General features: G+C 54.6%; 17 protein-coding genes. 7 read left to right on the plus strand and 10 right to left on the minus strand.

The window, feature by feature from the left end:
- Positions 1–28 precede the first annotated feature (28 nt).
- The 5 genes from QGH09_09445 to thiS (QGH09_09465) all read right to left on the minus strand — a co-directional run bounded on the left by QGH09_09445 (position 29) and on the right by thiS (QGH09_09465) (position 5,172).
- A complete protein-coding gene (locus tag QGH09_09445; GenBank protein HJO18407.1) occupies positions 29–2,269 on the minus strand; it encodes an O-antigen ligase family protein in 2,241 nt (746 codons plus the stop codon).
- A 50-nt stretch (positions 2,270–2,319) separates the two neighbouring features.
- On the minus strand, positions 2,320–3,114 hold the full coding sequence (locus QGH09_09450; protein ID HJO18408.1) for a 2OG-Fe(II) oxygenase: 795 nt from the start codon (positions 3,112–3,114) through the stop codon (positions 2,320–2,322).
- Positions 3,101–4,096, minus strand: a complete 996-nt coding sequence (locus tag QGH09_09455; GenBank protein ID HJO18409.1) for an NAD(P)-dependent oxidoreductase — start codon at positions 4,094–4,096, stop codon at positions 3,101–3,103. The genes QGH09_09450 and QGH09_09455 overlap by 14 nt, the downstream gene beginning before the upstream one ends.
- 69 nt (positions 4,097–4,165) lie before the next feature.
- Positions 4,166–4,945, minus strand: a complete 780-nt coding sequence (locus QGH09_09460; GenBank protein ID HJO18410.1) for a thiazole synthase — start codon at positions 4,943–4,945, stop codon at positions 4,166–4,168.
- Positions 4,942–5,172 carry a sulfur carrier protein ThiS gene (gene thiS, locus QGH09_09465; GenBank protein HJO18411.1) on the minus strand — a complete coding sequence of 77 codons (231 nt, stop codon included), beginning with the start codon at positions 5,170–5,172 and terminating at the stop codon, positions 4,942–4,944. The genes QGH09_09460 and thiS (QGH09_09465) overlap by 4 nt, the downstream gene beginning before the upstream one ends.
- Before the next feature lie 356 nt (positions 5,173–5,528).
- Here thiS (QGH09_09465) and QGH09_09470 point away from each other — a divergent pair, with 356 nt between their 5' ends.
- From QGH09_09470 to QGH09_09485, 4 genes are all read left to right on the plus strand, one after another.
- Entirely contained in the window at positions 5,529–5,822 is a 294-nt protein-coding gene (locus QGH09_09470) for a hypothetical protein (protein HJO18412.1), read from the plus strand.
- A gap of 162 nt (positions 5,823–5,984) precedes the next feature.
- Positions 5,985–7,031 carry a glycosyltransferase family 4 protein gene (locus QGH09_09475; protein ID HJO18413.1) on the plus strand — a complete coding sequence of 349 codons (1,047 nt, stop codon included), beginning with the start codon at positions 5,985–5,987 and terminating at the stop codon, positions 7,029–7,031.
- Between the two features lie 109 nt (positions 7,032–7,140).
- Positions 7,141–8,682: a radical SAM protein gene (locus QGH09_09480; GenBank protein HJO18414.1), complete on the plus strand. Its 1,542-nt coding sequence runs from the start codon at positions 7,141–7,143 to the stop codon at positions 8,680–8,682.
- Between the two features lie 269 nt (positions 8,683–8,951).
- Positions 8,952–9,344, plus strand: a complete 393-nt coding sequence (locus tag QGH09_09485; GenBank protein ID HJO18415.1) for a tetratricopeptide repeat protein — start codon at positions 8,952–8,954, stop codon at positions 9,342–9,344.
- Here QGH09_09485 and thiS (QGH09_09490) read toward each other — a convergent pair.
- The 4 genes from thiS (QGH09_09490) to QGH09_09505 form a co-directional block, all read right to left on the minus strand.
- Entirely contained in the window at positions 9,289–9,519 is a 231-nt protein-coding gene (gene thiS, locus QGH09_09490; GenBank protein ID HJO18416.1) for a sulfur carrier protein ThiS, read from the minus strand. The genes QGH09_09485 and thiS (QGH09_09490) overlap by 56 nt on opposite strands.
- Before the next feature lie 187 nt (positions 9,520–9,706).
- A complete protein-coding gene (locus tag QGH09_09495) occupies positions 9,707–10,717 on the minus strand; it encodes a hypothetical protein (GenBank protein ID HJO18417.1) in 1,011 nt (336 codons plus the stop codon).
- Positions 10,718–10,728: 11 nt separating this feature from the next.
- Positions 10,729–11,565 carry a class I SAM-dependent methyltransferase gene (locus tag QGH09_09500; protein HJO18418.1) on the minus strand — a complete coding sequence of 279 codons (837 nt, stop codon included), beginning with the start codon at positions 11,563–11,565 and terminating at the stop codon, positions 10,729–10,731.
- Positions 11,566–11,593: 28 nt separating this feature from the next.
- Positions 11,594–13,096 carry an oligosaccharide flippase family protein gene (locus QGH09_09505; GenBank protein HJO18419.1) on the minus strand — a complete coding sequence of 501 codons (1,503 nt, stop codon included), beginning with the start codon at positions 13,094–13,096 and terminating at the stop codon, positions 11,594–11,596.
- 190 nt (positions 13,097–13,286) lie between these two features.
- Here QGH09_09505 and QGH09_09510 point away from each other — a divergent pair, with 190 nt between their 5' ends.
- On the plus strand, positions 13,287–14,432 hold the full coding sequence (locus QGH09_09510) for a glycosyltransferase (protein HJO18420.1): 1,146 nt from the start codon (positions 13,287–13,289) through the stop codon (positions 14,430–14,432).
- Between the two features lie 5 nt (positions 14,433–14,437).
- Here QGH09_09510 and QGH09_09515 read toward each other — a convergent pair whose 3' ends face one another.
- Positions 14,438–15,808, minus strand: a complete 1,371-nt coding sequence (locus QGH09_09515; GenBank protein ID HJO18421.1) for a hypothetical protein — start codon at positions 15,806–15,808, stop codon at positions 14,438–14,440.
- A gap of 205 nt (positions 15,809–16,013) precedes the next feature.
- Here QGH09_09515 and QGH09_09520 point away from each other — a divergent pair, with 205 nt between their 5' ends.
- Positions 16,014–17,543 carry a hypothetical protein gene (locus tag QGH09_09520; GenBank protein HJO18422.1) on the plus strand — a complete coding sequence of 510 codons (1,530 nt, stop codon included), beginning with the start codon at positions 16,014–16,016 and terminating at the stop codon, positions 17,541–17,543.
- On the plus strand, positions 17,540–19,063 hold the full coding sequence (locus tag QGH09_09525) for a hypothetical protein (GenBank protein ID HJO18423.1): 1,524 nt from the start codon (positions 17,540–17,542) through the stop codon (positions 19,061–19,063). The genes QGH09_09520 and QGH09_09525 overlap by 4 nt, the downstream gene beginning before the upstream one ends.
- The last annotated feature ends 57 nt before the right edge of the window (positions 19,064–19,120 follow it).

A 19,120-nucleotide genomic window follows, 5' to 3' on the forward strand; every position in this document is an offset into this window, starting at 1 on the left:
TTGTGTGTTGTTGGTACTCTGTCGAGGTTCATCTTAATGGAATCTCAAGCAGCGTTATTTCGCCCACCTGCACCCCAAGTTCGCGCATGTCCGTGCTTCCTGGTAACTCAGCACTGGGGCGCCAACTGGGGCTGACCACGAGGTCAACCCGTGGGTAATGAATACCATCAACCAGTTTCTTTGCAGTTCCTGTCTCCTTGGCTGTGGTGTGCCCGGAAATCGGTCCGAGCCATGACTCGCCGGGTCTAATAGCTGACTCCATAATGGTCGTGGCCGTGCCGACGGATGTATTGAGTTGGTCGCTTGGTGGAATGTCTAGCATCACGTCGTGCCAAGCCCCACTCTCCAAGGTTAGTCGCTGTGCCAATCGGTTATCCAGTCTGACATCCACTGTGAACACCCATGCTGGCGTGACCTGAACCGCTCGTAGCGGGATGCGAACCTGTCGAACATTCGATTGAACAAAAAACGTTGCATGTCGACCTGTCCATCTAAGTGGGCGCTCATTGCCCTCTAGTTCCCAATCGTAAAAGCCGTATGAAATTCTGGATAAGTTAATATTGCTTCGTTCGTGACCTGCTCGAATGGGAACTGAGCCAACCACTACGATTAGAGTAATCGGGACCAGCCAACGCGTCAGGGCTGAGTGACGAGCCCCATCTGCGGAAACATTATTTGGCGCTGCAATGCTCTCGCCTAGCGCAACAGCCAGTCCAAACACCAGCCAGAATGAATAGGCGACCTCAGCGTAGACGAGGGAATGATTTGCTACGAGGGTTACGCAACATGCAACTAGGCCAATGCCTGCGCCAGTGGCAATAGATTTCGCGCCAAAGGCCTGTACGCCCTGCCAGATGCGCCTTAGACTCGATATCAGCAACCAAGAAAACAGACCAAAACCAATGATTCCGAACTCCGCTACGATGAGAAGAAAATAGTTGTGGGGATTTTCAAGACGACTCGAGAAGGCATCAACCAACAGTTTCTGCAACTCTTGTGAGTTCAATAGCTCGGCTGCCGCACGGTATTGGCCTACCCCGATACCCAGCCAAGGAGAAGAGTTCAGCATGCGAAAGGTTGTTTCAACAAACAGCCAGCGAATTTGCAATGATTCAAGCGAGCTGCTGTCGGCGAAGGCGATAAGACGGTATCCGAGCACGAGGACAACGGAAGCGATTCCAACTGCAATGGCTCCTCGGCGTAATCCACGAAGCGCCGACACTTGTGGGCGAATGATTCCCAGTAACGCGACACCCGCAAGGAGTAGGACTAAGCTTGTAAGGAGTACGGCCCGTGACCCCGAGAGCCAAAGGGCTATACCAATGACTACGCTTGCTCCCAGCCACACTGCGCGGTGTTTGCTATCTGCTGCAAGGCCGAGGGCGATCGGGAGCACGAGAACGAAATAGGAACCAGCTGTATTGACCTTCGAAACAAACACTGCCCACCGTTGCTGTAGCAGTTCTGGCAACGTTACGCTCGGGTTGCCGGTTCCGATCGCAGTAGTGGAGAGTTCTACGATACTGAGTGCAGAGACACCAACGGCGCCTACCACGACCATCCTTCCAAGCCGCCGCGCCAGTCTTGAATCTCCTCGACAGAGCGTGATGACAGCCAGGAATAGTCCTATTCCTTCAAGAATTGTTGCTGCGGAAACGATGAATTCATAGCCTGACAGCGTACCGACCCAGGGCCTGAGATCGGCAATTGGCGCGGTAAGATAAGCCGTTGCTAGGTATTCTGCAAAAAAGTTTATAAATGGCCACGGGTTATCTTTCGAGATCTGCAAGGCAATCAGCTGCACTGCGCAGGAAGCGGCCACGGTCGTGCCAAACAACAACGCGGGTAGGCGAACCGTGGACGGTACTGTTGAGGTTGTTCGGATAAGCTGAAAGCGGCCGAGCAACCAGCCTGCAAGAAAGGCGAGAACGATCGCTTCGGTTGTGCGCGCCGGATACGCGTCCGTCAGGATTCTCGTCCCGAACATTCGCATAATCGGCGCCAGTCCAGCTACGATGAGCAGCGCGTCACTTGGCCGTGCATACGCGAGGCAGCCGACAGCGCCGACGCCAAGTTTTAGTACAAGCGGCACGTGATCAGCCCAAAAGAATGACTGTGCGACGGTAAAGACGAACAATGCCACTAAGGCCTGGCCGATTAGTCCAAGGGCCCACGCCGGACCAGTAGACCAGATATCTTGATTGCGTACACCGGTTGATCCCACTTGCGTGTGCATCGACTGAGTAGGTCTAGACGCGGCCGTGTCCATTTGCGCAATCCTGTGGCTGCTGATGGTCCGCCAGTATCAGGTGCCTTGCCTCACACGGGTACTCCCACGAGCCGTAGAGCCTTAGCAATCGGCCAGGTGTACGGGTAGAGCGGGTGGCTATAAAGCAGTCGTTTGGCGAAGCTTCGGGCTCGACTATCCCTTATGGCCCGGGCGCCTATGAGTACGCTCCACCGACCCTGGGCTGTTGAGATTCCCGGGCCTACTAGTTCAACGCGGTGTTCAAGTGTTTTATCGAACACAAATAAGTCACCTTTCGTTGCACCGATGTCGTCTGCGAGGCTCAAGGTCATGCCGCTTCGAGTGCGCAGGAGGAAATCGCCGCCAGTGTAATCCTGAGGGGTCCGAGATAGGAGCACGAGGCACTGGAGTAAGGGAAACGGAGCTGGCCCATCGTAGTCTCTGTGTGCCGGCAAACGGCCAGTGTCAGTGATGTACTTTGTTGCGATGATGTAGTTTTGCAGTTTCTGCTTTTCCTCGCGGTATTGAGGATTATCCATCCATGCCTGCTCGATATCGTCGCGCAAGCCGAGTGCCTTATTAAAGAATTTTGTCGTTTGTTCGCTGTGCTCGTTGTGCAAGTACTGATAAATGCGGTATGTGCGGCCGACTTTGTCGTGTGAGCGCGGATGCACGTAGTCCCGTACCAAATCTGTGTTGATGCGCGAGACGCAGACCGGCCCTGTTCTGAGAAAGCTTTGGCATTCGCTCCGATATCTATCAATCTCGGCTTCAGAGAAATAGTCTTTGAGGAGTACATACCCCTTGGTCGGATTCAAGAGTTCAGTGACATAGGAGGCACGATTAATCAGGCTATAGGTCGACATCGATTGCTCGCACTAGGGTCCTAAGCGCCCGGGCCACGTGTCGGTCGTGGGGCACGCGACCTGCTTCGCTCTCTGAAAGGTGTGGGGTAACGTACACATTTCGCATAAAACGAAAACGGTCCCAGAATGGCATAGGCTCACGCCAGAATACGTCGGCTCCATAGAAGGCGACTCGTTTTTTCTTCAGTGCCCGAAACAGTGCCCGTTTATTGATGACGGCCGCGCGACCGCAGTTAACGAGGACAAGATTCGACTTGGCCAATGTGAGTTCTTGGCTTCCGATCAAGCCTTGGGTAGTGGAAGTTAGTGGAAGCTGGACGAAAATGATGTCGCACTGGCGGAACATTGACGGAAGTTCCAGAAACTGCATGCCGAGGCGTTCTTCAATGATGTGGGAGAAGCGCCTGGTGTGATGGTAGAAGACCTGGGATCCGAACGCTTTGAGTTGGCGGTGGATTTGATGTCCGATTAGACCATAGCCGACAATTCCAACGCGTTTACGATAAGCCGTCAACGTGCTGGCACCAGTCCAATTATGGCCGCCTATGGTTTCACTCGCGAGTGGAGCCATGAGTTGCCGGTAGAACCGCTTTGGGGATCTTAGCGCGTGCCACCTCGACCGCTCGGTTAGTCGTTTTAATCCGATGAGCATCAGAAGTGTAGCGACCTCCGCCACATCCGTTCCGCGATCTGTATCTACGGCTTGAATCTTGATCGATGACTTATTGCGATCGAAGGTAGCCATCCAATCGTCTGTCGTATGGAGACAAATGCCGGCAAGATGAGGAAACTCGCCAAGGACTTTCGTTGATAGCTCGCGGGTCTTGTTGATGATGATCCGCACCCTCGGTGCCTCGGCAGGCAATAGCCTGTCCGTTACGACGTAGTTCGTTGAACCGAGGTCCGTCAGCAGGGCCCGATAATGGCGGCTTCGTCGCTTGGGATCGACGAAGTAATTCAAGAAAATGAGCGGCGGATCCATACCTATAATCCTACATACTCCACCCACCCTAGTCGTTTGCCCGCTACAATGGGTCGACCCAACTTGTTCTCACTTTCCGACTACACCCAGCATAGGACTACTTGCTGATGCGTAGCGTTTTCGTGGTATGCGGCCGGCTTGATACGCCAGTCTGCCTGACTGCACAGCCAGTTTCATCGCTTCAGCCATGGCGATTGGGTCGCTGGCTTGAGCAATGCCTGTGTTCATGAGAACGCCATCAACGCCAAGTTCCATCGCGTATGCGGCATCCGAGGCGGTGCCGACGCCGGCATCCACAATCACCGGCACGGTCGCGGCTTCTCGAATGATCTCGATGTTGTTGGGGTTCTGAATACCAAGACCGGAACCGATCGGTGCACCGAGCGGCATGACGGCCGCAGCACCAGCCTCCTCAAGCTTACGACAAGTCACCGGATCGTCATTGGTGTATGGCAATACAACGAACCCTTCCTTTACGAGTTCACGCGTTGCTGCAATAAGCGCCTCATTGTCAGGGAATAGGGTACGTTCGTCTCCGATCACTTCGAGTTTAATCCAATTGGATAGTCCCGCTTCCCGCCCAAGCCTTGCAGTACGAATTGCATCCTCTGCGGTATAGCAGCCAGCAGTATTCGGGAGTAGGCTGTATTTCGTTGTGTCGATATAGTCCAGTAACGATTCCTTACTGTGGTCGTTGACGTTGACCCGACGAACGGCGACGGTGATGATTTCAGCGCCGGATACCTCATGGGCGCGTACCATTACATCGTTGGAAGGGTACTTTCCCGTGCCGACAAGCAGGTGCGAGTGAAAAGACTTCCCGGCAATGACTAGTGGAGTATCGGTCATCGTGAACCTCCACCCACGAAATTGACGATTTCAATCTGGTCACCCGCATTGATTAGTGTGGAATCGAAGGCTGCACGTTTCACCACGGTAAGGTTATGCTCGACCGCGATACGCCGGGAATCAATATCGAGATAGTCGAGCATCTCCGTCACCGTCATGGGTGCATCGAGTTCAAGCGAGTCACCGTTGAGTGTGATAGTCAATCGCCACAGCCTACTCTTCGTCACGGGGCGAAGTCAAGGCTAACCTATTGGAAGAAATGAAGTTAGCGCTAGATTGCCATCATCGAAGAATGAGTGATCACGACGGATATTCTCGGTAGTAGCCGGAGGGACGTAGTCTATGCCATTCGTTGAAGGTCGGACCGGATGCATCGAGTTTCTTGTTTGGAAGCAGTGGTTCGGCTAGGGGCTTTCCGATTCGTCGTTCCGTCTCACTTGCTCAGGGTCTGTAGATAAGTAGGACTGAGCGAACGCAGTTAATGTGACGCCTTCAACGCCACGGTCGGTGAGATGGGAGAACGTACGTTTGAGCTGATGGAAGAGGTTGTTTACCGCCGCTGGTGTGGGATTGTCGGGGGAGCGTGTCGATTGAGGCGCTCGCCTGTGGTACCCTCGTTGTGGCCAGTAACACAGCTGGGTCGATGGAGGTCCAGTCATTTTTCCCGCATGACATGACGCTCTACGATGGAAGAAATCCGAATGCCTTGTGTACGGCGGTGCGATCCGCCATGGTGCGTGGTGCGCTGCGTACGGGCTCGGAGACCGCGCGGACCATTAAAGCGCGCTTCAGGCCGTCAAATTGCGTCGCTGCACATCACGAAATCTATGAACAAACACTTCGGGAGTCCTTCGACAGTCGCTCGAATTGGTCCTAAGATGCTCAGTCCAGGGAAAACGTTATTAGTTACTACCTTACTGGACAAGTAACTCTGGCCTGTTCTTCTAAATGTCATATGCGATCTCGTGAATCTCATTCAATTCATCTAGTGCTCTTCTTCTCCAGAAACGTATCGCTGCGGACATGGGCCGAAGTTGGAATGTTTGATAGGGAGGTGGCTCTTTACTTGAAACACCAGAAGGAAGGACTCAAAATCAGCTTCTTGACTTATGGTGATGAGAGCGAACTCGAATACTCCGAACGAATCCCCGGCATTGATATTTTGTACAATAAATGGGGGCTACCACTGCCTCTGTATTTCTTGCTGATTCCACTTCTTCATTCTGGGGCGTTGCGGCGTGCAAGCGTGTTGAAGACCAATCAACTTTCTGGTGGGCGTATAGCACTGTGGTCTTCAAGATTGTGGCGCAAGCCACTGATCGTGCGATGCGGAAATATCCCGTCCGATATGACTGCGCAAACTCATATAAAGAACCCTGTCCACATGCGGCGTCTACGTCGGTATGAAGCAAAGATGTTTCATGCAGCAACAGCGATCATTGTCGCTGCACCTGCGATGCGCGATTATATTACTCGCACCTACTCTGTATTAGATTCCCTCATTCACGTGGTATCAAATCATGTATTAACCGATCTGTTTCGCCCGAAGGTGGTCAGTTCATTGCCAAACCGACTCTGCTTTATGGGACGACTCGAAAAACAAAAAAATGTCGAAACTCTCGTAGAGGCATGCTCAGGCACAGGTTTAGATTTGGTATTAATTGGTAATGGTTCGTTACGCAACGACATTAAGGCTCTAGCGATGAACAGCGGCGTTAATGTTACCTTTATGGGAAATCTGCCACATGCGGAGCTGCCCTACCAATTATGCAAATCCCGTATCTACGTTCATGCGACACATTACGAAGGAAGCCCTCCCAAAGCTTTATTAGAAGCGATGAGTTGCGGGTTACCTGTAATCTGCTCGAATGTTCCTGGTATAGGCGAATTTATTATTCATGGAGTGACAGGTTGGTTATGTGGCACATCACGAGAAGAGATTCGAAATGCCATTGATATAGTATTGCGTGATGGCGATCTTCAAGAGCGCCTAGGCCGAAATGCGCGAGAGTTTATTGTTAAATCTTTCACTCTGGACGAGGCTGCACGGAATGAAGTAGCAATACTGAAGACTGTTGCACTTTAAGCTCTCTATTTGATGGGTCAACTTGGCTCGACAGAATTATTTCAGCAGTCATTGTTTTGTATTTCAGATTTGGGAAAGCTATTACAGAAGTCCTCGAAGCGGTGCTACCATGGACCGTGGGTGGTGTGTGAATAAGAACTCTGATCCGATAACTGACTTCGATAACCAGTCGACTAATCGATCGACTCGGGTTCTTTTCATAACTCAATCTAGCGCGTACCCACAATTAGGTGTGCTGTATCTTGTTGATGCCTTGCGACAAGCGGGCATCGAGTCACTAGTGGTATCGTGTGATCTTCCGGCTGAAAATCTCGACTCTATCCTCACAGACTATAGGCCGGCGGTGGTTGGCATGTCCGTGCTGACTGCTCCCCAGGTTGTGGACTTTAAAAGACATTCAATCCGGATAAAAAACGAGTATCCGGAAATCAGTATTGTGTGGGGGGGCGTACATCCTACGATTCTTTCGGAAGAGTGCATGGACTCATCTTACATAGACTTTGTTTTTATTGGACAAGGCGAGGATGTTTTTCCTGACCTAGTTCTTGACATTGTTAATGGAACAAATAAGTTTACCAAGAGAGTACAAGGGCGTTCGCCTCAGACACTCGATCGGTACAGTCCAGCTTGGGACAAAGTTAGCCTTAGTCAGTATCTTTTCTCTGAACGGCACTCGGTCCGCTCTCCGATAACTAAAGTCCAAACATCAGCAGCAAAGGTGTTTGACCAAATAAAAAGCGATATCCAGGCCATCGATCCCGGGCTGAGTTCCGACGTATCAATACACGTTCTTGAAGATATTAAGAAGTGGGATGTTGGCTTATATGAACTGGACAAGAGTATATTCTATTACCTAATTACCAGCAGGGGATGCCCGTACAGTTGTACTTTTTGCTCGGAACCTCTCCAGATTATGCATGGTAATGCCGCGGGAAAATTTACCTGGAATTCCCACGATCTCGACTGGGTGAAGTGTCAGATAGACGTGATTCGAGAGCGACTTGCTCGGGACGGAGAAGACCTTGAGGGTGTGGGTATCTGGGATGATATGTTCTGGGTGGATAAGAAGCGCGCTCGGAACATCCTCAGCTACTTAGCTAGTGAGGGCCTGACGTATTTGATTGAGGCACGTCCTGATCAACTCATTCGAGATGATTATTCGCTTTATAATTTCTTAGGCGAGACGAATTGTTCGCAAGTATTTATTGGCGCTGAATCGGCATCCCAGGAAACGCTTGACTACATAAAGAAACATACGGACATAGAGGACTACTATCGGCTAATGAAGCACGCAAGTATTGTCAAGGTTCCGTTACGCATGTCATTTATTGTTGGTTTCCCAGGCGAGACCGACGAAAGCGTTAATAAAACTCTGGATTTTTGTGAGACCGTTACGAACGGTGCTTACGGTCCTTGGGTTAACATTAGTGGTCCCAAGATCTTCACGCCCTATCCAGGCACTGTGGAGTATGACCGTGCGGTAGAGGCGGGTTTTGTAAAACCTGCCACACATGTTGATTGGAGAAAAATCCACAGATCAACTGAAGCCTACCTGGAGTGTTTTCCGTGGATGCGGAATTACCCTAGCGCTACTCTCGAGAGGCTCGAGCATTATTTTGGGCAAGGTTACAGCGCATTGACTACCCACTAGACGAGGACCGGAACGGACGCGCTCTCGGTTGTGCGCCTCGTGCCCTACAACGTTAGGCCAGTTGCTTGTCGCTTTACCCTCTGTTCCACCCGAATTGTCAGAAGACAACGCTCAGTCTTGTGACATCCGTGGTCACGGCTAGTCACAGCTTGTCTCTATTAACAAAAAGTGTCACAGCTAGTCACGGGTACGCACGTTTGATCCGTTTTTTGACACAAATTGACACACGCCTCAATCGCGTTGAACCCTCCACCAGCCAGCAGTAGGATGTGCGTCTATGGGTGGCAACAGTGGTTGATGCTGATCGTCTCCAACTTCGAGCGAAGGAGGGAGATGCCAAATCCCAGACCAGTCTCGGCGACTGTTACCTATGGGGCCTCGGTGTAACGCAGGACCTGCCGGAGGCGGTACGTTGGTATCGGAAATTGGCCGCGCAGGGCCACGCTGAGGGCCAAGGTATGCTCGGCTGGTGTTACCAATGGGGCCTCGGTGTAACGAAGGACCTATCGGAAGCGGTGCGCTTGTATCAGTTGGCGGCCGAGCAAGGCCTGGCTCAGGCGCAGTACAGCCTCGGACGCATGTACGGAAACGGCGAAGGCGTATCGCTCATCGCGCACCTCCGCCCACGAAATTTACGATCTCGATCTGATCCCCTTCGTTGACCATCGTTGAATCGAATGCTGCACGTTTCAGCACGGTAAAGTTGTGCTCGACTGCCACGCGCCGAGCGTCAATCTTGAGGTAGTCAAGTAGTTGCGTCACCTGCATGGGTGCGTCAAGTTCGAAAACATCACCGTTAAGTGTGATAGTCAACCGCCTCAGCCTACTCTTCGTCACAGTATGAAGTCAAGGCTAACCTATTGGTATGAATGAGTTTAGCGTCCACGCGTGGCTCCGACCGAACGAAATATTCGCGTATTCGCTCTCGGCGGTTAACTTGAGTCCGTGTTCGGTGCTATTCGGTGCACCTCCGTCCGAGTGGTATCGAAACCTCAGTCTCACAGAGGCGGTTCGATTTGCTGATCTACGACTTGACGTCGCGCATCGATCTTCCGCGGCCAGGTGAGTACGAACGCGCGAACTCGGTCAGGGTCATACCCTTGACTCCACGTGAGACGAGGTGCGTGAACGTTCTCTCAAGCCGATGGAACAGATCGTCGACGGCGGCTGACGTGCGGTTATAGGGCGAGCCGCCCGGCATGAGCTCAGACGAATGCAGCATCATCTCGATGGCTGGCAGGCCGAGCGCGTCGGCGGTCTCGTAGACGGTAATCAGGCGCTTCGCGGACATTCCCGGATACGGGCGAAACCACTGAGGTGCAAGTCGAAGGAATCTATTAGCCGCCCGCATGGGGATCGATTGTCGATGGCGACGGAACATTGAGCGGGCCAGGCGTGATCGCCGCATGAGCACGCTGGTATGCAGGATAGTGACTGGCACTTCCAGGAGTCCAGAGTTCCCGGCTTCGCACACATCCCTCTGTGAGAGACCGTAGGGGGCGAGCGGTGCTTTACGGAAGTCCGGCCCGCCTTCGCGCAGGCCGAGGTCACCAACCCACGACACTAATGGCGTGATTGAGCAGTCCACCAGGTACCCGAGCCTGACCATTGGTGCCACTTGTGCGGCCGAGAAGCCCCATCGGCCGGCGCGGTAGCTCGTCGGCGCCTGACCGAGCCGATCGCTAAGCGTCGCCGTCAGGGTGCGTAGCTTCGATTGAAACAGTTCGGTGGGTAGTTCGGATGGGTAGGGGTGACCCCGGTCGGCATCGTCCCACACGGCGTCGAACGGCGGGGTCGACCAGGGGTGCAAATGCGCACCGATCTCAGCGTGGCCATTGCGGGCTGGTTGTCCCAGCGTCCCATCAAACACGGCACTCGTGACGACTTCGTATGTGCAAAGGTAGGTCGGCGGAAATTCGAAGTGCTCACAGAGCGCTTGGAACCTCGGCACGTAACCGAGATTGTCGGTCGTCAATTCTGCCCCGACGTCCCATTGATTATCTGCTTCGGTATCGACAGTGAGGATTAGTTTCATAGCTCTGTTACTCAATAGCCCAGCACGTATTCCATGTTCGTGATTAGGATGTCGCGGCCGATCGGGATGTGGGGGATTCTCTTGACGAGCCATTTTGGCAAGGTACGCTGCGCCAGCTTGCTGATCTCCAGGTCCTCGCGAATTAGCGTGAATCCGGCTTCGGTGATGTGCTGACGCAAGTTTTTGAGCGTGACGAGATAATGGAGGTCGTCGATTATCGTTTCGCCTTGTTGGGCTTGTGTGAGGAACAAATCACTGTACACCGGCTCGCGGAAAGTTCCCGGTGCATGGCGTGCGAGCCACCAGCTCAGTTCAAAGGCGAGCCGACGTCCTAGCATCAGATGCGGCGGAATTGGGAACCGTAACCGCGGAAGGTGAACTCCGCTCGGCGACAGATAAGGCGCCGTTTCGAGAAACATACGCCCACCCGGCCTAAGGACTCGGCGTGCTTCGCGCAGATAGGCGCTAGGGTCCCTGACGTGCTCAATGACGGCATGGGAAATGACCAGGTCGAAGCTTGCGTCACGAAACGGCAGCGCCGTACCATCTGCTCTTGAAAATCTTGGCTTAGAGCCGCCCTGTTCCTCGGCGAGTCGTGTACCCGCGCCCCGGAATCGGTCCGCGAGATCGATGGCAACGACCGATACAGCCTCTTCAGCAAACGAGACACTCATGCCGCCGCCTCCGCAGCCATCATCGAGCACGCTACCGAGGTGCGTGATGTTGGCTCTTGTCAAATAGCGAAGCAGCTTGGCTGAGCGCCAGTATTCAAACTTAGCGTAGTGAAACTCCGACCGAAACCGCTCGGCGCCATGCCGTTCAATAGCCTCCTGATCGACGATCCGCATCGTTATAATCGTGAAATGTGTCTATCCTTCACTTCTCGGATTCATCAGGGGTGGAGGATGCCCGCTTCTCTGCAACCATGGTGCCTCGCAAGCTGGCCAGTAACTGTCGGATCTCTCGGAGTTCTTGCGCCTTAAAGAACCCGAGCACGACCAGGGCGACCGGATACGTCGCCACCAGTGCGAGCCCAACACTGAGCGCCGTAGCTATAGACGCCGGCGCTACTATAGCCATTATCCCATAGAGCGCGATGGCCACTCCTGCAGTCATCGCGAGTCGTCCCCATTCGTAGCGGATGGCGTAATACCGTTGGGCGAAGTAGCTCAACGTTGCAACGAATACGATCTGTCCAGCGACGACCGAAGCCGCTGCGCCAAAGAGCCCCCATTGTGGGATCAGTAGAAAATACCCGCCGAGGCTTACAGACCCGCCGACCGCGGTCGCGATCGGATAGGCGTGAGTCCGTTTAGCGACGTTGATTGATGTTGACAATAGCGTGGATGTTGATTGGATTGCCATGCCAAGGGCCAGCAACGGTACGACCTGGGCCGCGGCATGGAATGTCTTAGGAGTCATCAGCTCGACGACTGGTTGCGCGAAGCAGGCCAGCGCCAAAGTCAGGAAGCTCAAGACAGCGAAAGCGTAGCTAGAGAGACGACCAAACAACCATGGAGCATCTGCGCGGCGCATCGAATCAAAAGCAAATGGCATCCAGGCTGTGGTGAATGCTACGGGGTAAAGCTTAACCACCGAGGCGATGCTGACACCGATCAAGTACACGCCCACTTGGGCGAGGGGAAGATACAGTGTGAGGAAAAACCGGTCGCTCATCGCCATGCCCTGATGCAGGATGCCCTGGGATGCCCGTGGAAGGCCGAATTGCAGCATCTCCCGTGCTATCGAACGGGAGAATCGCCAGGTCGTCATTGTGTTAATGCTCCGGCTAAGACCGGCGACCATCAATGTCGATATCATGACGTCGGCCAGGACAATGCCGGTGACGTTCCATCGCAAACCGACAACGAATACCAGACGAAGGACAATCGTCCCGAGGGACCGGACGAAGGTAAGCGTGGCGTAGGTGCGAGATTTTTCTTGGATTTGCAGGCGTGTCAGTGGGAGAAAAATAAAGCTACCTATGAAGCTGTTCGTGAACAACAGGGAGAGTGTCGTCACGTGGTGCTGACCGCTAAACAGTGCGCCATTGATTGTAGGTGCGAGACCTAAGAGCAGGAGCGTCAGTGCGCCGTTTGCTCCGATTAGAAAAAGGATGATAGTGCCGGCGAGCCGACGGCGTTCCTCGTCGGTTCGACAATCGTAATGGAGTCGCAGGAACGAGGTATCCAGGCCCCATCGGTACACGGGCTTAAGTACCGCTTCGAGTACAAGGACCAGCGCCAGCACTCCATAATCTGAAGGGGACAGGACGCGGGTGTAGACCGGCAGCAGTAGAAATGTAGTCGCCAGGATCGCGACGTCTGCCGAGCCGTAAACCAGCAGGTGGCCGAATATTCGACGAACATTGTCGAACATGCAGGCGGATTATAGTGGTAAGCCGTATCTTCTCTGAAACCTACCTTGGTTGGGGGTCAGGGGATGCCTAGCGGCATTGTGGTAGTGGTTGGGTGATAATGCGGTGTCCCACAGCTGACACCAAATGGTCACGTAGCTCGACTAGAGCAGGATTGAATTATTTATAAAGGCCTTTCTCATGCGTATATGCATGGTCAGTCCGGTGGCGCCGCCGGTACAGGCTGCCAACTCGCTGCTTCCGGAGTTGCTGGTTCACGAACTCCGGGAACGTGGAGTCGACGCCTCCTTCGTGTCTCATCCTACCGCTGGCGCAGTAAGCGCTGGTGGAACATTGAACACTTATGTTCCGCGCCGTGGTAGTAGCCTGCTTCACCGCAGCCGTGCGGGAGCAGTATTGGCTGGCGCGCGAATCGCGATGGGACTACGTGCAGCGCTGCGCGTCGCGGATCTCGCCCACCTCCACGGTAATGGGCTCATCGTCGAGGTCGCATCGCTGCTGGCGCGGTGGCGCACGACTCCTGGCATCATCACACTCTATGGCACTGATATCTGGCACCATGACCCGGTGATGCACCGAAGGTTCGCCGAGGTGGTCACAGGAGCTGCGCATCGCATCTTTTACAGTCGCGCGTTGCTGGTACATGCACGCTCGCTCGGGCTGGCGGTCGACCCATCGACCGTCATCCACGCCCCAGTGGCGGAGGTGTTTCGCGCCGTGCCGAATGAGGAGCGCCACCAGATTCGTCGCGAGCTTGGTGTTGGTCCTGGCCCGTTGTTGCTGACGGTCAAGCGGCTTCACGAGGTCGCCGGGTATCCGGACCTACTCTCGATGATGCCGTCCATCATCGCCGGCAGCCCTCAGACGACACTGTGGATCGTCGGAGAAGGAGAGCTCCGAGCGGAGCTCGAACGTCAGGTCGCAGAGCTCCAGTTAACCCGGTCCGTCCAATTTCTCGGACAGATCGACAATGCTCGGCTTTGGCAGTACTACGTGGCCGCTGACCTCTTCGTGCTGCCGTCCCGTCTGGAGTCGTGGGGGAGCGTGTCGATTGAGGCGCTCGCCTGTGGTACCCCCGTTGTGGCGAGCAACACGGCTGGGTCGACGGAGGTCCAGTCATTTTTCCCGCATCACATGACGCTCTACGATGGAAGGAATCCGAACGCCTTGTGTGCGGCGGTGCGATCCGCCATGGCGCGTGGTGCGCCGCGTACGGGTTCGGAGACCGCGCGGACCATTGAAACGCGTTTCAGGCCGTCAATTTGCGCCGCCGCATATTACGAAATCTATGAACAAACACTTCGGGAGGCGTTCGACCGTCGCTCGAATCGGTTCTAAGATGCTCAGTCTTGTGCTTGGTGATTAAGAAGGCGCCAGGGGAGTTCGAACCGCTCAAGGAGCACCTGTCGCGCCGAAACCGGATACTCAATGATTGTCCCACCACTCCGCAGAGCGATCTGATATTGGGTGAGAAAGAGTAGGTTTGAGACAATTACGCAGACGGCGATGATTCTGAAGGTCCCGGACCACTGAGTCCACCGCCAGGAGGACACGAGTGCTCCAAGGCCGATGGTGAAGAATACGGTATAGCTAACGAAGCGACGCGCACCGAACGCTTCACCGCCCCACCAGTCGACGACAGCGGCGTTGACATATATAGCTGTGAGCAAGACGGCCAACGTTCCCCATCCCAGCAGGCGATCTCGTTTTATCAGCCAGAAGAGCCCGCCAACGGCTAGTATGATCGCTGGCGTCCAGGAAAAAAGCCCGTGATTCCAGGAAAAGAGCACTGCAAGGACTTGTGGTTCAGTCCATCGCATAAAGTTCTCTCCTTGGGGAGTGAGGATGAAGTGCCCATAGATTTGGCGCCATGCTAGAGCCTGCGGCGTGAACGCGACAATGAGCACACTTCCCATGAGTGCCAGTCGGCCAGCTATAGCTCTCAATGTGGAGGTGCGATGGGCGACTGCCAAGCACGCCTCTCCCAAAGGCAACAATAGAATGATTGCGTCTTGCCAACGGACTACAGCTGCCAGTCCCGCAAGTGCTCCCAAGAGGGCATAGCGTGCTGGCCGCCAATCGCCTCGTGTCCGCAACCAGACGTGAACAAAGAGTGCGATTGTGAACAGAGAGACCGCATGCGAGTACGCGGGAGAGACGACCGAATAGTAGATCGCGGGTGAGCCCAGCCACGCTACGAGCGTGGCCCAGAGCGCCGGTGCTGGCCTAAAGACACTTGCGCAGACCCGATAGGACAGAAAAGCGCCCGCAGTTGCGTAAGCGATTCCAGACAACGCGACCGCGAACTGGAATGGAGCAGCGATGCCGTCCAACGGAATCGGCATACCGGCCATGCTCCCCAGCACCATGACACCGAAAATCAAAAGGTATACCGGTAGCCATAGGAGAGCAGGACCGATCGACATCAGGTTGACGGCATGCCCCGTAGTCGTCCGGGTCGAGGTCCAGACATTGGCGGGATTCTCAGGCCGGTAAAGAAGTTGATAATCGTTGATGAAGTTGACGTCCTGGTCGAACACGAGTGACCGCAGGTAGGCGTAGTATTGGATGCCGTCGCCGTCAATGATGCGGCCATGGGCACGTGGAAACATTGTCATCGCGATCACATAGGCGATCGCGAAAACAACGCCGATGCCAATGATGGTGCGACCGGGATGACGCTCGAAACGGTCCAAGCCCAGCGTGAGATGCACGAGCACGTATCCTCGGAACGAACCGCAATTATAGCGTGCGACGGGGCGAAAAAATTAGGGTTGCTTCACCAAATGCGACGGCCACAGTAGGGACGGTAGAGCATGCTATTCTGGTTAACCAATTCAGGGATATCTGACTTCAGCCGTGCCACTAGGCGATGCGCCATCTCGAGTAAGTCACCCATTCAAGAGTCGACGTGCGGTAATGGTTAAACCATCCAGGCGCACCGCATACAACATTTTCGGAATCGTCTTCTGCGTCTATATCATGACGACCGGTGGAAGCTTTGCCACCGATCTCGCAAGCTATGAGGTAACCAAGAATCTGGCACAGCAGGGTTCGGTCGCCATGTCATACAACGTGCTTGCAACCGCTGCCGAACGCGGCGTGGATGGTCGGTATTACGCACCCGTCGGTCTTGGACACCCGGTGTTCGGGGTTCCGTTTTATTTCGCCTCGCGCGTTATACAGCGGGGGCTAGATGTGAGGGTCGGTAAGCCAGAAACGCTGGACAAGGCCGCCGTCGTTCTGGGCAGTGCAGTAGCAGCCGCACTATGCGCTCCGGTGGCGTTTTTGTTTGCGTGGCGCCTCAGCGGCTCTGTTGTAGGGTCTCTGGTGGCAGCCTTCGGTCTGGCGTTTGGTACGATTCTTTGGCCGTATTCGAAATTTGGCTTTAATGCCCCACTGGCAGCGTTCTTCTTGCTTGCTGCCACTTACTGTACTTGGCTAGGGGTACGGTCCGCCCGCACTTCCGTTCTGGCTCTTGGTGGGATGTGGCTCGGCTGTGCACTCCTAACCCGCCATGAGATGACGCTTATGGCCATCCCGCTCGGTGTGTGGATTGTGGTCGAGTCAATGACGGACCGACCCCAGTTATTGCGCCGATGCATGACGTTTGGGGCGCCGGTGGCCGTCGCTGTTGGGGTTTGGATGTGTTACAACTTCGTCAGGTTTGGCCATCCGTTTGATACCGGATTGCTCCGGGACCCGAACGTCCAATTTGATACGCCGTTACTGGTTGGGTTATACGGGCTGTTGGCAAGTCCAGGGCGGTCCTTGTTTCTGTATGTCCCGATTGCTGGCGCGGGGATGCTCGCGCTGAAAGTGCTTGCCGGTCGTGATCGGTCGACGGCAATGCTTTTTGGTGGGCAGGTCGTCATGCTGTTGTTTGTGGTCGCCAAGTTGCATCAGTGGGATGGCGGCGAGAGCTATGGTCCGCGCTACCTAGTACCCGTGCTGCCATTCCTCACGATTCCCATTGCCGCTTGTTTCCCGCTTGACTTTCGACCGCGCTGGCGACGGTTTTTACCCATCACCATTGCGGTCAGTATTCTTGTGCAATTGCCAGGTATTCTTGTTGACTATTCGAAGGTACAGCAGGCATTTGCTAGGCGGACCGACCAGTATTCGATTCAGATGAGTCGCTACACCTGGCCGGCAGCGCCGCTCACGTTAAACACGCGCGCGGCGCTCCAGGGAGTGCCCCGGAACATAGCCTATCTGTTGGGTATCTCGTCTCCACCTGATGTTAGCACCACCGGGCAGGAATCTCAGCGTGATTTTTCTCAACAGTTCTCATTTAGTCTCGATTTCTGGTGGCTTTACCTTTTCTATTTGGGTGCGCTACCGGCTGGCGTGGCTCTCATCCTAGGGTTGCTCCCGCTGCTTATCGCGCTGCGATTGGTTCGATCGTTGTATCGCTCGGTGCACAGTTACGAGGTCTCACCTGCATGAGCCTGCCAAAGGGACTATACCGAGGTTCGGCTCCAGCGGTGGTCAGACGAGCGGCCCGGCTTGTCTTCCTGTTCAGTTTGTGCCTGTACGGTGCCACGACCGGCGGCAGCATGGCAACTGACATTATGGCGTACGAGGTCACGAAGGGAATCGTCGAGCGTGGCTCAGTTGCCATGTCTTACAACTTGTTTGAAATGGAAGCCCATCGCGGCATTGATGGACGCTACTACTCCCCCTATGGCCTCGGGCACGCGCTTTACTCAGTACCGTTTTATCTACTGGGACGAACCGCTGAGCGCTTCGGCGGCGGGGGTATTGGTCGCTCCGAGTCTCTCCGGAAAGGAGCGATGACAGTCGGCAGCGCCGTCGCCGCTGGGGCATCTGTGTGGCTGACATTCTGGTTTAGCTGGGCCCTTGTGGGACAGCGTAGGCCTGCCGTGATGGCCGCCTTGGCGCTCGGTTGCGCCACGGCGATGTGGCCCTACGCGAAATTCGGGTTCAATGCTCCTCTCGCGACACTGTGCGTTCTAACGGCCGTGTATGGGGCCTGGATTGGCGCTAGATTTCATCGGTTGTGGATGCTTGTACTCAGCGGTGCTGGTATTGGAGCTGCGCTCCTTGTCCGCCACGAACTGGTGTTAGTGGCGTTGCCGATCGTGCTATGGCTCATACTGGAATCATGGCCAGACATCCGTCGCGCCGTTCGAACCATCTCCGTGGTAGCTATACCGGCAGTTGTTGCTGTCATGATTACCGCCTACTACAACTGGATTCGATTCGGTAATCTGTTCGACACCGGTTATCTACGAGACCAAACGGCTGTATTCGGTTCGTTTTGGCAAGGCGTTGTTGGGCTCACCGTGAGTCCTGGCGGGTCATTGTTTCTCTATTCTCCGCTGCTTCTCTTGGGGATTGCTGCTCTGAACGAACTCCGCAAAGAGGACCGGCACACAGCGTTTCTACTGACTGGCGTAACTTTGATGCTGTTCTGCTTCTACGCGTCGCTCGGGCACTGGGACGCGGATCGATCGTATGGGCCCCGGTATTTGTTACCGTTGACGCCGTTCCTCTGCATACCGCTTGCCCGATGGTTTGATACTGGCGCTACGGGCGTCCGGCAGAAGATCGTCATGGTTGGGTTGGTGGTGAGCATATTGGTTCAACTCCCGGGCGTCTTGGTTGATTTCTCGAAGGTCGGCCATACCCCTGAAATCGGATATCAAACGCGTAACGTCCGCCGGTGGGAATGGCAGTATTCGGCGCTGGTTCTCAACGCACGTGCTGCGGTCAGCACTGTTCCTCAAAACATTCGATACCTAACGGGTGTTGCTCAGAGGCCTTCAACGGCTCCCGCAATGGGCCTTGCTCGAAACTTTTCCGCTCAATTTGCCTACAGTCTCGATTTTTGGTGGGTCTACTTGTATTTCTTGGGAGTCATACCCGCCGAGGTCAGTATCATCTTGGGATTATTGTCCTTCGGAATCACCGGCGCAGTCCTGATACGGCTCTGGAAAACTTAAGGCCGTTGAACCCCGTCTCGGTAAGTTTGCCGGGTCAGGATCACTTTGGCTGGTCCG

The sequence above is a fragment of the Vicinamibacterales bacterium genome (assembly GCA_036012125.1).
Taxonomy (GTDB): Bacteria; Acidobacteriota; Vicinamibacteria; order Vicinamibacterales; family UBA823; genus UBA11600.

What these genes read in the sequence shown, in the direction of transcription:
- QGH09_09450 (HJO18408.1), bottom strand. Translation starts at nt 3,114, where the DNA reads ATGTCGACCTATAGCCTGATTAATCGTGCCTCCTATGTCACTGAACTC.
- QGH09_09495 (HJO18417.1), bottom strand. Translation starts at nt 10,717, where the DNA reads ATGAAACTAATCCTCACTGTCGATACCGAAGCAGATAATCAATGGGAC.
- QGH09_09480 (HJO18414.1), top strand. Translation starts at nt 7,141, where the DNA reads ATGGACCGTGGGTGGTGTGTGAATAAGAACTCTGATCCGATAACTGAC.
- QGH09_09510 (HJO18420.1), top strand. Translation starts at nt 13,287, where the DNA reads ATGGTCAGTCCGGTGGCGCCGCCGGTACAGGCTGCCAACTCGCTGCTT.
- QGH09_09475 (HJO18413.1), top strand. Translation starts at nt 5,985, where the DNA reads ATGTTTGATAGGGAGGTGGCTCTTTACTTGAAACACCAGAAGGAAGGA.
- QGH09_09525 (HJO18423.1), top strand. Translation starts at nt 17,540, where the DNA reads ATGAGCCTGCCAAAGGGACTATACCGAGGTTCGGCTCCAGCGGTGGTC.
- QGH09_09460 (HJO18410.1), bottom strand. Translation starts at nt 4,945, where the DNA reads ATGACCGATACTCCACTAGTCATTGCCGGGAAGTCTTTTCACTCGCAC.
- QGH09_09500 (HJO18418.1), bottom strand. Translation starts at nt 11,565, where the DNA reads ATGCGGATCGTCGATCAGGAGGCTATTGAACGGCATGGCGCCGAGCGG.
- QGH09_09445 (HJO18407.1), bottom strand. Translation starts at nt 2,269, where the DNA reads ATGGACACGGCCGCGTCTAGACCTACTCAGTCGATGCACACGCAAGTG.
- QGH09_09520 (HJO18422.1), top strand. Translation starts at nt 16,014, where the DNA reads ATGGTTAAACCATCCAGGCGCACCGCATACAACATTTTCGGAATCGTC.
- QGH09_09455 (HJO18409.1), bottom strand. Translation starts at nt 4,096, where the DNA reads ATGGATCCGCCGCTCATTTTCTTGAATTACTTCGTCGATCCCAAGCGA.
- QGH09_09505 (HJO18419.1), bottom strand. Translation starts at nt 13,096, where the DNA reads ATGTTCGACAATGTTCGTCGAATATTCGGCCACCTGCTGGTTTACGGC.